Consider the following 13,753-nt stretch of genomic DNA (forward strand, 5'->3'; position numbering starts at 1 on the left):
TAGTTATGCCTTCTGAATTTCTACTAGGTTGGTATGTTGTGGATTGCCTTTAGTGATAGGCGAGAATAGGTGACTGGTTAGGTTGTTGATACAACCACCAATATCGACACCATTTTTCACAACCGACCATGCACCTTGCGGCATTGCGGTCACGTCAGGCATGACACGGTTAGTCACTTTAGCAGCGATAAGGATCTTGCCGTATTCGTTGAATACATGAACCATATCGCCGTTTTTGATCCCACGTTGCTCGGCATTGATCGGGTTAATCCAGATTTCATCTGGCACCGCTTCGGCGACAACGCCAACATTGGCATACGTTGAGTGGGTATGACCTTTAGTATGGAATCCCGTCATTTGCAGTGGGTATTGGGCAAACTTCTCTAGATCCATGTGTGAGTTTGGCACTGGCACATACTCAGGAATTGCCGTCATGTAGTGACCTTCAGGCAGCACCCAAGTATCAACGCGCTCTTGTACCTTAGTGGCAAAGATTTCGAACTTGCCTGAAGGCGTTGTTAATGGATTGGCTGCTGGATCTTGGTAGAAATCCGCGAACGGAATGCTGTCTTCTTTCTTCGCGCGTTGCTGGTCGATAACACCGCTACCGCGTACTTTTGCAAACTCAGGTAGGTAAGTACGTTTGGCGCGAATATCGTTGTAGTGTTTTTCAATCCACTCGGCTTGGCTGCGACCTTCAGTAAAGGTTTGTTTAAAGCCAAGGTGCTCGGCAATGTCCGCACATACGTCATAGGTAGAGCGCACTTCCCACATCGGTTCAATGGTGTTTTCCATTGAGATCATAAAGTGGTTAGAGCCTGACGCGTAAGCGTTGTCAACTAAGTCTGATGCTTCTAGGTAAGTGGTTTCAGGTAGCAAGATATCAGCGAATTTTGCTGTTGGCGTCATATGGTTATCGACCACAACAATAAACTCACACTTACTGTCATCAGCTAATATTTCACGGGTACGATTTAAGTCACCATGTTGGTTACCCAGCACATTACCCGCTTGGTTGATCATTAGCTTAATGCCGTGCTGCAGTTTATCCGCACCTTTTAAGCCGTGCGTCTCAGGAGTGAAAACTTCCGGGTTGGCAATGGCGTCTGTCCAAGAGAACACCGGGATTGACGTTTTGACTGGGTTGGCAGGGCGAGGTAAGAGCGGCACACCATATTTGGTTGAGTATGCCCAGTTACCAGTGTTGGTGCCTGCGCGACCAAAGTGACCTGACACGACACACAGAGATTGAATTGCGTGCACGCTGTGCTCGCCGTTATGGTGGCGCTGTGCGCCCCAGCCTTGTGCGATGTAACACGCTTTGGCGTTAGCGATTTCACGCGCGAGCTGTACGATGCGTTTGGCTGGAATGCCCGTAATCGTTGCTGCCCACTGCGGCGTTTTCTCAATGCCGTCTTTGCCAGTCCCTAAGATGTAGTCTTTGTAGCTGCCATTTGCTGCCGCGTTGGCTGGTAGCGTATCGCGGGTAAAGCCGATTGCGTATTTGCGGATCTGTTCTTCATTGAGCAGATCTTCTTTGATCATGGTATGGATAAGGGCAGCAACTAGAGCGGCATCCGTGGTTGGTTTGATTGGTAACCACTCAGCATCGCTAACCACTCCAGAGTCAGTGTAACGTGGGTCAATCAGGATCACTTTCGCGCCTGATTTTTCTAGTGCTCGGCGCATCTCTTCAACCTGACCACCACCTGACATACGTGTTTCAGAGAGATTGAGGCTAAATAGCACCACCAAATCTGAATCTTCGATTTCGGTAAAGTGGGTACCAGCATACTTACCCCAAGTGAATGGCGTCATACCGTTGATCTGCGCGGTAGAGTAGGAGTTGAAGTAGTTGAGGTAGCCACCTGCTTGAGTCAGCATACGTAGCCATGCTTCACGACCTTGGGTGTGGTAATACGCGCCAGTACCGTACTGGAAGTAGACTGCTTCTGGTCCGTAAGTGTCGTAAACGCGGGTCAGTTGATTGGCGATGGTTTGCGTCGCTTCTTGCCAACTGATGCGCTCGAATTTACCTTCACCGCGTTTGCCAACGCGCTTCATTGGGTATTTTAAACGGTCAGGGTTGTAAACGCGGAATTTGTTTGAGCGACCACGTAAACATGGGCGAATTTGGTGTTCGCCAAAAATAGCATCGCTATCTGTATCAGCAGGTTCAACTTGCAAGATACGCCCATCTTGCACTTTTACTTTTAATGCACAGCGAGAGCCACAGTTAACGAGACAGGCGCTGTATTTAAATTCGGTTGGATTAGATGTTGGTGTAGCACTGGCTTTTTTACTCAGTGGTAGTGTGGCTAGTGAACCAGCAACGGCAGCGGTCGCGCTGAGTTTACTCGAGTATTCGAGTAGTTTACGGCGGGTAGTTTCTATATTTAGAAACGGCAAAGTAGCCATAGATATTCCTTTACAGTGTAATACAAAATCTCGTCTTGAATAGGAATGATTTTTATTAGTATGTCATTGTTCCTAACGGACTTTTTTGATGGGAGAAGTCTCATCGAGTAGTGACCCTATCAAGTGTAAGGAATTAACAGTAGTCGCTTAATTTGCGATATGTGATCTGGTAAAAGTAAGGCAAAGATAAGAGTGTGGATTTGTGATATTTACGTGCTTTTTCGAAAATCTTGGCTGGTTTTTTTGAGTGTTTTATGAATATAACTTAATAAAATAAATAGTAATTATAGATACTTAGATGTTCTATTGGTGTTGCAAATGTTGCTAGTAATTTATGCTGATTACTCGCAATACCATCTAACGTGATTGAGCATTTCTGTTTGAGTGATCTGCTAGAGACTTTTCTTTATCTAGCAGTCGATGAGCTTGATGAACGTTAACGCACAAGCGGTTAATCAATTGCTGCATGCTCTCTATATCACTTTTTTGCTGGTTTCTTACTTCATCTTCAATTCTTTCAGTTAACGTAGCAAGACCGGTAAGTTGTAGGTTAAATGCGATGCCTTTCAGGCAATGCAGTGTTTCGCCGAGTCGCTTGAAGTCTTGTTTATCAAACCCATCAATTAATACATCAATATGGTGCTCAAAATCATTAATTAAAGAGGTCAGCAGTTCACCATAGATAGTTGGCTCACTGGCGACGTCTTTGAGTAAATCACTTTTGGACAGTTCTTCTTCAGTCAATGGTAGGTTGGCTCTTGGTGCCCGATGAAGCGAAATCACGTTACTGTCAATGTCAACAGTTGTCGCTGGTGGCGTGATTCTGTGACTGAAACTGGTGAGTGCATCGGTAAAGCTGTCGCGTTGCAAAGGTTTGGTGAGTACATGATCCGCACCAGCGGCAATGAAATCATCATGGGCTTCACGAAAGACATCAGCAGTATAGGCAAAAATCAAGGTTTTGAGTTGTAAGGTGTCCCTTAGATAGCGAGTCGCTTCAACGCCGTTCATTACCGGCATGTGATTGTCCATCAGGATCAAATCGTAGTTTTTGTTTGCTGCCATTTGCGTGGCTATCCTACCGTTTTCTGCTATCTCAACGTTGTGTCCTAGTTTTGCGCAAAAACCTTTAGCGACGATGGCGTTAACGCGGTTGTCTTCAGCAAGTAAAATGCGTAAAGGTTGATCAATCGCTTGCGTATTTCTCGTTGCAACATGGCTGACTTGGGGTGTTTGCTTTGATGTCTCGAGAGGCAAGGTGAGGGTAAAAGTCGAGCCTTCTCCCAACTTACTTTGCAGTTCGATGGTTCCGTCCATCAATTCAGTCAGTTTTTTTACGATGGCTAAACCGAGCCCACTTCCCCCAAATTGTCTTGTCGTTGATGCATCGGCTTGTTCAAATGAATTAAACACTGAGTCTTGTTTATCCTCGGCGATACCAATGCCGCTATCGATCACCTGTATGACTAAGTTGGGCTGAGGTTGATTATCTTGTTTGAAGCGTAAAATGACCGAGCCCTGCGTAGTAAATTTAATCGCATTGCCGGAAAGATTGAACAAGATCTGGCGTAAACGTGCGCTATCGCCAATAAACTGAACGTCATTTGGTACTTGGTTGTCTAGTTTAAGTTGGAGATTTTTCTCTTCCACAAGTGGTGTCATCGCACTTACGACAGGGTCAATGATCTGCTGCAAAGATAAAGGGGCTGATTCGAGAACCAGTTTGTTTTCTCCGATTTTAGAAAAGTCGAGGATGTCATTGAGAACGGTAAGTAGATGCTGCCCTGACTCAAGAATAATACGAATGTTTTTTTGTGTACTGGCTTCATTGGTTTCGCTGTCGATGATTTGCGCGATGCCCAATACCCCATTCATTGGAGTGCGGAGCTCATGGCTCATGGTGGCAAGGAATTGTGATTTTGCTTTTGCAGCGTTCAGAGCTTGCTCGGAGGCAAGCCTCATCTGTTTGTTCAGTTGACGAAGCTGGATAAAGCGCAAATATGCCTGCAGTGCGATAAGGCTAATCAGTGAAAATACTGCGCCTAAGCAATAGCTTAATGCGTGGCTGAGTTCACTACGAGCCAAACCACGTAACTGCTTTTCTGTGCCCTCAATAAACTCGTAATTATGCTCGTTAAGCAATTCAACCTGCAGTGAGGTTTGGCGCTTTTCTATAACCTTTAGTTGACCAGCAAACTGTTTAATTTGTGGATGGCGAATATTTTCATTGAGTAAGTTATTGTTGACGTAATCAATAAATCGCCATTCCAGTTTGTCGCCATCAGCTTGTTTGAGTTCTTTGGTAAATAAAGATTGCAGCGACATTTCAGCGTATTTTTTTGCAACTTGCACACCGACGAGCATATCCAACATATTGGTCACGGCATCAACAGACTGCTCAAATTGTTCGATACTGGTTTTTACTGCCTTGGTATTGGCACTAATTGGATACCAGGGAGTGTTTTTTGTTTGCGCTTTGAGTTCTTTGGCTTCTTGTTCAATCTCAATGATTTGTTGAGTGATTTGATAGTGCAGCCTAGATTGAGTTGTTTGATAGTTGAGGATCTTATCTCTTAGCTCGAGTAATTCATGACCTATGGTGGTGGTTTGTGATGAAACAGTATCGATCATTCGACTGTTTTGGTAACTCATAAAAGCTAGGCTAAAGAGCGTTAATGAAAGCAAGGAGCAAACTGCGCCAAGAATACTGTTTTTATTCATTTTCAAACTCCTCGAGTAGCGCTGGGCGAGGTGCAGTTAGCGTATGTAAGAAGGCTTCAATGTCGGCGATAGTGTCATCGTCCATGGTAATGCCAAGTTGTCCTTGTGCCATTATCTGAATCGCTTGAGTGAGGCTTTGTGTTCTGCCGTCATGGAAGTAGGGAGAGGTTTGTGCGACATTGCGCAGACTGGCAACGCGAAAATAAAACTTATCAAGGGTGTTTTCTGTCACCAAATGTTTACCCGTGTCTTCAGATGTATTTAGCTCAGTGAAATAACCAAATTTTTGAATCATATTGCCACCCACATTAGGTCCTTGATGGCATTGCACGCAGCCAACCTGCTGAAAGGTTTGCCAGCCGCGTTTTTCTTGATTGTTGATGGCGTGTTCATCACCGTTGAGATAACGATCAAAAGGGGCATTGGGGGTTTGTAGCCCGCGCATAAACTCCGCCAAGGCATAACGAATATTATTGCTGTTAATGTCGAAATTATCGATCGAATCAAATAGAGCTTGATAGCGTGAAGAACGGCTGACGTACTGCTCAATTTCTTGCCATGAAGAGTCCATTTCAACCGGGTTCGCTACTGGACCATCAATTTGATCTTCTAGAGAGTTAACTCGACCATCCCAAAAAAAGCGGTAGTTTAACGCTGCATTAAATACAGTCAGTGAGTTGCGAAGTCCTTGTCCATTAACACCGGTTGAGACGCGAGTCGGTTCCGCACCATTGGTTTGTAAGTTATGACAGCTCTCGCAGCTTATTGAACGATTGGAGGAAAGGTTCGGGTCGCGAAATAGAGTCCATCCAAGCTTCGCAACCGCTTTATCAATCTCGATTTGCTGAGGGATCGGTTGTATTACTTGACCAATAACTTCTTGGTTATGATCATTTGAGTGTCCTTGCCCTGCTAAAGCTTGTAAGGGCAGTATCAAGAGCCAAAATGCTTGCTTTAACATACCAATCCATTTGGTGTGGTTAATCTAATATAAATGTAGTTGCCTATGAGTTATTCGCAATTTTTACCACGAAAGAGACTTGGATTGGGTGAGGATAGCGAGGCTTGGTAGAAAGAATAAGCCCAAGTAGCAATGACTTGGGCTTATAAGGATGGAGTAGTATGTGCCTTAGGCAATTTTTAGTTTTCTAAGCTTAGATATTTCAGCGCTTTTTAAGCGCTGCGAAGCTTTTTAGGTAATAGCTTTTTGCCAAACACATTGATAAGCGCGCCGGTTACAATGAGGCCGCCGCCCATATAAGTCCAAATTGATGGGATTTCGCTAAAGATCGCCACACCCAGTAGGGTAGAAAACACAATCTGTACATAAGAGTAGGCAGAGGCTTTACCCGCTTCTTGGGTTTGCATCGCCTTGGTTAAACCATATTGCCCAATTTGAGTGAAGATACCGACCATGACCAACAATAGTGTGATGGTTAAACTTGGTACAACAAACTCATTCCACATCAGGAAAGTTGAAACAGGTAGCGCGACCAAGGGGAAGTAGAAAATGATCACCGAGCTGTCTTCGGTTTGGCTAAGTTTGCGCACAATGACATAGGCAATGGAGCTACCAAATGCGCCCAATAAAGCAATCATCACACTGTGAATTGGCAGCGCTTGTGCGGTAATCGAATCCGACATATTTGGCTGAACCATCAGCGCAACACCAAGTAGACACAGAGCAATACAGATCATGGTTGCGCCTTGGATACGCTCTTTAAGGAAGAGCACGCCAAGCAGCGCTGTAAACACCGGATGAACGTATTGCAAGATAGTCGCTTCGGCAAGAGGCAAAGCCGTGACCGCATAGTAGACGCACATTAACGCCATAGTGCCGACCGTACCACGTAGTAACAGCAGCTTTTTGTTATTACCCCAAATGGAAATGCCTTTGCGCTTAACATCGAGGTAGCTAAGGATAAGTGAAACAAGGGCGCGAGCAGCAACGATTTCGAAGACAGGGATGCCATGGACGCTCACGTATTTTACGCAAGCAGACATCAGCGCAAATCCCAGCGCAGACAACAGCATGAAGCGCACCCCAACAGGGATGATGTCGTTGATTTTTGAAAGCATGGTTTTGTAATGTGACGGATTAGAGCGACATCATACGTCAACCAGTGCTTGAGTGATAGGGAAGTACTCGATATTGATCTCTCTGACTCGTTGCAATTGCTTTACGCGCGTAAGCTATTTTTGGCTGTTTTGATTTTGCCCGCTTGTTGGCTGCGGTTTGGCAAATGTCACCCACTTCAAGCTGCCGTTGGTTTCGTATTGATTGGCATTTTCACAGCGCATCACAAAACCACCAACTTCAAGCAGTGCACCTTCTGAGTAGGCTTGATCTTGGTAGAAGCAAATTCTGTGATTGGCTTGCTGGCTATTCACCACCACCGCAGTGCGATTGGGCGTGGTGTAGCTTTTATCAGAGGCGTGAGCTGAAAATGAGAACCACGCAAGCGGTAACAGGCACAAAGTCAGTGGGATACGTTTCATCTTAAGCTCCATATTTGCGTTGATAGCGCGGAAGCATACTGGCATTGCCAAGTAAGCCTCCCTGATGAATATAGATTAGCTGTTTATCTTGATTTTTCGGGTACCATTCAAGCAGGCAACGCCACATCATGGGATCATAGAGCAATTCAAATTCTACGCCAGTTTGTTGATTGAGCTGTTGCCAGATCAAATAATCTTGTTGGTAGAGTTTGCCAAAGTGGTGCTTGTTTTCTAGCTCTAGGATCTCAGGATGTGAGCTTTCGCCCAGTAGGTTAAACTGCGCAGTTAAATACTCTTTACCGCCGACACAGGCACAGGTGATCACTTCGATACCATATTGGCTGAGAAATTTATGTAAAAACAGTGCCGTGGTGCCAGTTCCGGAAGGTAAGGCGACCACAAATTTTTGCTCGGGCTGACTTTGCACCCAAGCTAAAATTTCTGCCCCCAATTTGCTGACGCCATATTCCGCTAACTGGCAACGTCCACCTTCCGGGACAAACAAACAGGTTTCATTGGGTTTGCGCACGGTTTTAATATAGTCGGCAGGGTGCAAATGACTCTCTGCGACAGGAATAATGTGTGCGCCTAAATCCAACGCAGCTTGGTAATTACCTAGTGGTTTTTCTGCAAGCCAAGTAGGGATGCGATCAACATAGAACTCGAGTTTCCACCCTTTGAGTTTGGCAAGTGCTGCCATTGAGTAGAGTGAGTTCGCTTGAGGACTGCCGTAACCGATAAGTGTTTGAACTAAAGGGTAGTGCCCATCCAGTAGCACCATAAACTTACGCGCTTTATTACCTGAAAAATGTGGGTGAAGTTGATCATCCCGCTTAAGAAAAAACGGGATGTGCTGAAAACAATGTTCAGTAATTGGGGTATTGGCAAGCTGCATGAGTAATTTGGGCTGATATCTAATCGGAAATCCGCCCCATCATACCTCAGCCGATTAGTTTAACGCTATTTAGTTAAGTACGGCTTACTTGAGGACTGGTGATTTCTAAGATTATGGTTCTCAAGAAAACCGACTTTGAGATCGCTTACCCAAAAGAGATGCTTGCCACGCAGCCGCGAGTTGGGTGATTGGTTAAGCTAAATTGCCACTCATAGCGCTGACTTAAATCATCAACGATCAAAAGACCTAACCCATGCCCGTCAGCGCTTGGCGTTGCATTTAAGCCTGGACCATCATCAATAATTGAAATTTGCTGCTCGGTTACCCAAATCGTGATTTCTCCTTGCGCGGTCGCAGCAATGGCGTTGCGGATCAGGTTGCCTACTACCATGTTCAAGACAGGCTGGGCTGCTTTGAGTGTCGGTAGGGATTCGACTTCCAGCCGCACCTTGAGTTGTTTGTCACGTGCTTGAATACTGTTGTCACTCACTATGGTTTCAAGCTCTGTTGAGGTGATTTGGCGAAGTGGTAGATCGTCGACATTGCGTTCATAGCGAACCAAGCTAAGTAAAGCGTCTACCATAGTGATCATTTGGCTGGTGGCACTATCAATGCGTTCAATTTGCCTTTGATTAAAATCGCTTTGTTCTTTGCGCGCTAGTAGCTTGTTCGCTCCTTTGACTACCGTTAGCGGGGTGCGCAATTCATGGCTGGCGTAACGGGCAAACGCCTGCTCCCGTTTAAGCGCCAAGTTCAAATCGGTGCGATACTGGTTTAATCGCTCAGTGAGGATCTGAAATTCTTCAGCGGCTTCTGCTGAAATAGAGAACTCACTTTCGCTGTTCCCTGAGTGGCTTTCCAGCTGTTTAGCGATGTCATTAAGTGGTTCGATCAATCGGATCGAGAGGCGATATAACACAGTGCCAAAAATGCACATCAATATAGAGACGATAGTCACCACAATAAGACTGGAATAGACGATTTCGTCCAGATCAAACTCGACATTGTCGATGCGAGACAGCAGCACAAGATCATAGCTTTTACCGTTATGACTGTAAGTGCCTTTGTAGACCATGCGTGAAATTTGCAGATGATCCATTTCGACTTCGCCAAGATAGGTATCGTGATTAGTCAAAAATTGGCGGTATTCGTTAGGCACCAAGCTTAAATCATTATAGGCATCCGTTAACACATCGATTTTTATCTTGCCCGTTTCACCGCCAATAAATCGTTCAACTGCGATATCTCGATCCAGTAACGCGCGTCTTTCTCCCATTCGATCTTCTGACCAGTGAATGGCGAGCGCAAATACGGTGAATGCGACAATACCGATTAGGATGGAGATGCTGATAAAAAAAGCGGCAAGGCTGCTAGTGAGAGACTGAGTGCTGCGTAGCAGGCGCTTCATGGGTTAACCTCTAAGCGAAAGCCAATTTTAGGCACGGTGATCAGCATCTGTTGTGCAAATGGTTTATCGAGTTGGCTTCTAAGTTGGTAGATATGGCTACGTAGCACATCATTATTGGGCTCTGACTCATCCCACAATTTCTCGGCAATGTCTCTGCGGGTAACAACTTCTGGGGCGCGAGAGCAGAGCATCTCTAAAATGGTGTAAGTGGTTGGATTGAGTGCCAGTAGTTTATCTTCCCGATAGGCTTTACGTGTTTTTTGGTCGATGGTGATAGGTCCGACATTGAGCGTGGTTGCTGCAATCGTGCCACGGTAGCGCTTTATTAAGGCGAGCATACGCGCTTCTAAGATCTCTAGGTCAAACGGCTTGGTTAGATAATCATCCGCGCCATGTTTGAAGCCTTTAAGCATGTCATCACGATTATCCAAGGCTGTGAGCATCAATACTGGAGTAGTGTTACCCGCGTCACGTAAAGTATTGCACAGGGTCAAACCGTCCATTCTGGGTAGCATTAAGTCGAGAATGATAATGTCAAAATTGCCTTCAAGTGCCAGTTGCAGTCCGAGCTCGCCGTTGTCGGCATAATCGAGCTCCATCTCAAGACTTTCGAAGTAATCGAACAAGATCCCTGCGACTTCACGGTTATCTTCTACTAACAATATTTTGTGCATTATCTCTACCAAAAAAGCTGACGCTGGTTGCCACTATATAACATCAAATATGGCGTGAAAAAAACGTCGATAACATTCTTTCCACAGTCGCTTCAATAAAGTACCCATCAACCTTGCAAAGTACTGGCTTTGCAGCAAAACCCTTTAGCAAAAGCGATTGACGGCGGTTGTATGGACTTAATCTCTATTACTCAGAAACGAATCGAGTCGGCGATAACACTCTCAGTGATTGTGCCTTATTTTAACGAAGCCGAGGTATTGCCTTCGCTACACAGTCGTTTAGCTGGCGTATTGGATGCTTTGCCTGAGCGCTGTGAAATTATCTATATCGATGATGGTAGCAGCGATGGCAGTTTGCAGATAGTGGAGCAGTTTCAATCGAGCAGCAGCATTGTACGCAGTATTTCGTTGAGCCGTAATTTTGGCAAAGAAGCAGCCATGAGCGCAGGCTTGGAATATAGCCGAGGCGAAGCGGTGATCTTAATTGATGCGGATCTGCAAGACCCGCCAGAGCTTATCCCGCAAATGATGACCAAGTGGCGTGAAGGCTTTGATGTGGTCAATATGCAGCGTAGAGAGCGCCATGGAGAGACTTGGCTCAAACGTCAATCGGCAGCGCTGTTTTATCGTTTACTTAATAGCTTAACGAAATCGACCATCCCAGAAAATGTGGGTGATTTTCGCTTGTTAAGTCGCCGAGTGGTTGAGCATATCAATCGTATGCCTGAGCGAAATCGTTATATGAAGGGCATTTTCTCTTGGCCGGGGTTTACGCAATACACCTTACAGTTTGACCGTGATGCGCGTTTTTGTGGGCAAACCAAATGGAATTACCTCAAGTTGTTTGGTTTAGCTGCTGATGGCATTACTTCTTTTTCTATTCGACCACTACGTTTGGCAACGTTTTTGGGCGCGCTAATCGCCAGCGCGGCATTTATCTATGGCATGGTCATCATTACCCAAACCTTGTTATGGGGTAACGCGGTGACGGGCTACCCCTCGCTGATGGTGGTGCAGTTAGCTCTGGGCGGTATTCAATTGCTTTCTATTGGTGTGCTGGGCGAATACATAGGGCGCATATTTATCGAAGCGAAGCAGCGACCTCTGTTTTTGGTACGTTCAGTGAAAGAAAAACCGGCAGTGATGATGTTTAACCAGATGGAGAAACGCGCGTGAGTTTTAATCGAGTGCATCTTTGGGCGATCTTAGGCGCGGTTTTTCTGATTCGTTTGATTTCACTTGGTGCCTATCCATTAATGGATACCACCGAGGCGCGCTATGGTGAAATGGCGCGCTTGATGACAGAAACCGGTAACTGGCTGACACCTCAATTTGATTATGGTGTGCCTTTTTGGGGGAAACCGCCACTGTTCACTTGGATGAGTGCTGGTGGTATTGAGCTATTTGGCGTTAATGAGTTTGCGGTTCGTTTTCCTCATTGGTTAGCCGGCGTTGCTGTTGTGATTCTGATGGCGAACTTTGCCCGTAAGTGTGGCTATAGTGGTCTAGTCAGTTCAGTTGTTTTGGCAACCTGCGCGGTGTTTGCTATATCGGCAGGTGCTGTGATGACCGATATGGCATTGACCTTTGGTCTAGCGCTGGCAATGACGGGTTTTTATCGTTGTTGGCTAGGGCAAAGAGCGTGGGGCTATATAGGTTTCGTTGGTTTGGCGGTTGGGTTGCTGGCTAAAGGTCCTTTGGTGATTGTGCTGATGTCGCTGGCGGTTGTGCCTTGGCTTATTTTGCAACATGGCGTGATTGGTGCGTGGCGAGTTCTTCATCAGCGATTCCCCTTGCTGTCAGGGAGTTTGCTTATGTTGTGTATTGCCGTGCCTTGGTATCGACTAGCAGAGCAGGCTACTCCGGGGTTTCTCGACTACTTCATTGTTGGTGAACACTTTAAGCGCTTTCTAGTCAGTGGTTGGCAGGGCGATCTTTATGGCACTGCGCATGATGAACCTCGTGGCACCATCTGGCTGTTTTGGTTATACGCTGCCGCGCCTTGGTCATTTGTTTTGCCTATCCTAATGTGGAAAAAGCGCGCTGTGCTAAAACAAGCAGAACTGCAACAATCTGGGCTGTTTAGTTTTTTGCTTTGTTGGATGTTATCGCCGCTTCTGCTATTCACTCTGTCTGGCAATATTCTTCCTGCCTACGTATTACCGGGGATCCCTGCTATTGGTGTGATGATTGCGATGCTACTTGGTGATCCGCAGCATGATCCTAAATGGTTTAAGGGCTGTGCGGCTGTGGTGCCAATTCTATTGGTGGCTGCTCTTGTCGTCATTAATGTCAGTGTCGGTAACAAGAAAAGCGATAAGGTTATTTTTGCCCAGGCTGATCCTAATGTTCCGACCTTCTATGTGGGTACGCGACCATTTTCCGGGCAATTCTACAGCCAAGGTAAAGCACTTGAACTCGGTGATCTTTCACTACCGCTTCAATTGCCAAAGTTCCAGCTTATCGGCAGAAAGGCTCAAGTTGCTCAGTTGGTAGAGGCGCAAGCGCTCAATTGCGTAGTGGAATACACGGCGAAGAGTAAGCGCTCTCTCTATCGTTGTCGTCCTTCCTCATAGGAGACAGCTGGTGAGAGATACACAGCGATTATTCAAATTTGCTTTGGTAGGAGGTGTCGGCTTTATTGTCGACACCTCGGTGTTTTATTGTAGTTTGAATCTGTTTGCTTGGTCGCTTTGGCACGCTAGGGTAGTGGCGTTTCTTTGGGCGGCAACCGCAACTTGGCTTGGCAATCGCTGCTTTACCTTTGCAGATTGTAAGGCGGACAAAGGGCAGCAAAGCTATCGTCTAATTGGTCGGCAGTGGGCAAAGTTTTTACTAAGTGCAACGCTTTCAGCCATTCCTAATTTTCTCGTTTTTAAATTGACGATTATGTTTATCGGCGAGCAAGGGATAGCACCTTACTTAGCGCTGGTGGCTGGGATAAGTGTTGGCATGATAGGGAATTTTGCGTTTAGCCGTTATTGGGTGTTTAGGGCAGCCAACTAGTATAAAAAAAGCCCAGAGCAAGCAGGCGCTGGGCAGATACAAACTAAATTAGGAGTTAATTAGGAAAAAAGCAGCGTAAATAAAAGACTCAGTAAGGAAAAAGTTTGACGGCCAGTAAACTATCAATTCTCT

11 protein-coding genes are annotated in these 13,753 nt (G+C 45.8%); 3 read left to right on the forward strand and 8 right to left on the reverse strand.

Annotated features, from left to right (window positions below; genetic code table 11):
- Positions 1-3: 3 nt before the first annotated feature.
- The 8 genes from DPF93_RS11090 to DPF93_RS11125 form a co-directional block, all read right to left on the reverse strand.
- Entirely contained in the window at positions 4-2,418 is a 2,415-nt protein-coding gene (locus DPF93_RS11090; RefSeq protein WP_114766235.1) for a DMSO/selenate family reductase complex A subunit, read from the reverse strand.
- Positions 2,419-2,775: 357 nt separating this feature from the next.
- Positions 2,776-5,139 carry an ATP-binding protein gene (locus DPF93_RS11095; protein ID WP_114766236.1) on the reverse strand — a complete coding sequence of 788 codons (2,364 nt, stop codon included), beginning with the start codon at positions 5,137-5,139 and terminating at the stop codon, positions 2,776-2,778.
- Positions 5,132-6,100, reverse strand: coding sequence for a cytochrome-c peroxidase (locus DPF93_RS11100; protein ID WP_114766237.1), 969 nt, complete (start codon positions 6,098-6,100; stop codon positions 5,132-5,134). Before DPF93_RS11100 ends, DPF93_RS11095 begins: the two co-directional genes overlap by 8 nt.
- Before the next feature lie 212 nt (positions 6,101-6,312).
- On the reverse strand, positions 6,313-7,218 hold the full coding sequence (locus DPF93_RS11105) for a DMT family transporter (RefSeq protein WP_244204710.1): 906 nt from the start codon (positions 7,216-7,218) through the stop codon (positions 6,313-6,315).
- Between the two features lie 114 nt (positions 7,219-7,332).
- Entirely contained in the window at positions 7,333-7,638 is a 306-nt protein-coding gene (locus tag DPF93_RS11110) for a DUF1496 domain-containing protein (protein ID WP_244204711.1), read from the reverse strand.
- Between the two features lies 1 nt (position 7,639).
- Positions 7,640-8,533 carry a 1-aminocyclopropane-1-carboxylate deaminase/D-cysteine desulfhydrase gene (locus DPF93_RS11115; protein WP_114766239.1) on the reverse strand — a complete coding sequence of 298 codons (894 nt, stop codon included), beginning with the start codon at positions 8,531-8,533 and terminating at the stop codon, positions 7,640-7,642.
- Positions 8,534-8,678: 145 nt separating this feature from the next.
- On the reverse strand, positions 8,679-9,941 hold the full coding sequence (locus DPF93_RS11120; protein ID WP_114766240.1) for a sensor histidine kinase: 1,263 nt from the start codon (positions 9,939-9,941) through the stop codon (positions 8,679-8,681).
- On the reverse strand, positions 9,938-10,615 hold the full coding sequence (locus DPF93_RS11125) for a response regulator transcription factor (protein ID WP_114766241.1): 678 nt from the start codon (positions 10,613-10,615) through the stop codon (positions 9,938-9,940). The genes DPF93_RS11120 and DPF93_RS11125 overlap by 4 nt, the downstream gene beginning before the upstream one ends.
- A 171-nt stretch (positions 10,616-10,786) precedes the next feature.
- Between DPF93_RS11125 and DPF93_RS11130 the strand changes: the two genes are divergently transcribed.
- From DPF93_RS11130 to DPF93_RS11140, 3 genes are read left to right on the forward strand one after another with little or no spacing between them, the layout of a single operon-like run.
- Entirely contained in the window at positions 10,787-11,791 is a 1,005-nt protein-coding gene (locus DPF93_RS11130) for a glycosyltransferase family 2 protein (RefSeq protein WP_114766323.1), read from the forward strand.
- A complete protein-coding gene (locus DPF93_RS11135) occupies positions 11,788-13,191 on the forward strand; it encodes an ArnT family glycosyltransferase (protein ID WP_114766242.1) in 1,404 nt (467 codons plus the stop codon). The genes DPF93_RS11130 and DPF93_RS11135 overlap by 4 nt, the downstream gene beginning before the upstream one ends.
- Before the next feature lie 10 nt (positions 13,192-13,201).
- Complete coding sequence (locus DPF93_RS11140) at positions 13,202-13,621, forward strand: GtrA family protein (RefSeq protein WP_244204712.1); 420 nt, start codon at positions 13,202-13,204, stop codon at positions 13,619-13,621.
- The last annotated feature ends 132 nt before the right edge of the window (positions 13,622-13,753 follow it).

Origin of the sequence: Vibrio rhodolitus (assembly GCF_003350325.1) — a bacterium.
In the GTDB taxonomy this organism is placed as follows: Bacteria; Pseudomonadota; Gammaproteobacteria; order Enterobacterales; family Vibrionaceae; genus Vibrio; species Vibrio rhodolitus.

Excerpts from the sequence above, each read along its gene's own strand:
- DPF93_RS11100 (WP_114766237.1), bottom strand. The coding sequence starts at position 6,100 with ATGTTAAAGCAAGCATTTTGGCTCTTGATACTGCCCTTACAAGCTTTA.
- DPF93_RS11090 (WP_114766235.1), bottom strand. The coding sequence starts at position 2,418 with ATGGCTACTTTGCCGTTTCTAAATATAGAAACTACCCGCCGTAAACTA.
- DPF93_RS11120 (WP_114766240.1), bottom strand. The coding sequence starts at position 9,941 with ATGAAGCGCCTGCTACGCAGCACTCAGTCTCTCACTAGCAGCCTTGCC.
- DPF93_RS11125 (WP_114766241.1), bottom strand. The coding sequence starts at position 10,615 with ATGCACAAAATATTGTTAGTAGAAGATAACCGTGAAGTCGCAGGGATC.
- DPF93_RS11110 (WP_244204711.1), bottom strand. The coding sequence starts at position 7,638 with ATGAAACGTATCCCACTGACTTTGTGCCTGTTACCGCTTGCGTGGTTC.
- DPF93_RS11115 (WP_114766239.1), bottom strand. The coding sequence starts at position 8,533 with ATGCAGCTTGCCAATACCCCAATTACTGAACATTGTTTTCAGCACATC.
- DPF93_RS11095 (WP_114766236.1), bottom strand. The coding sequence starts at position 5,139 with ATGAATAAAAACAGTATTCTTGGCGCAGTTTGCTCCTTGCTTTCATTA.
- DPF93_RS11105 (WP_244204710.1), bottom strand. The coding sequence starts at position 7,218 with ATGCTTTCAAAAATCAACGACATCATCCCTGTTGGGGTGCGCTTCATG.
- DPF93_RS11130 (WP_114766323.1), top strand. The coding sequence starts at position 10,787 with ATGGACTTAATCTCTATTACTCAGAAACGAATCGAGTCGGCGATAACA.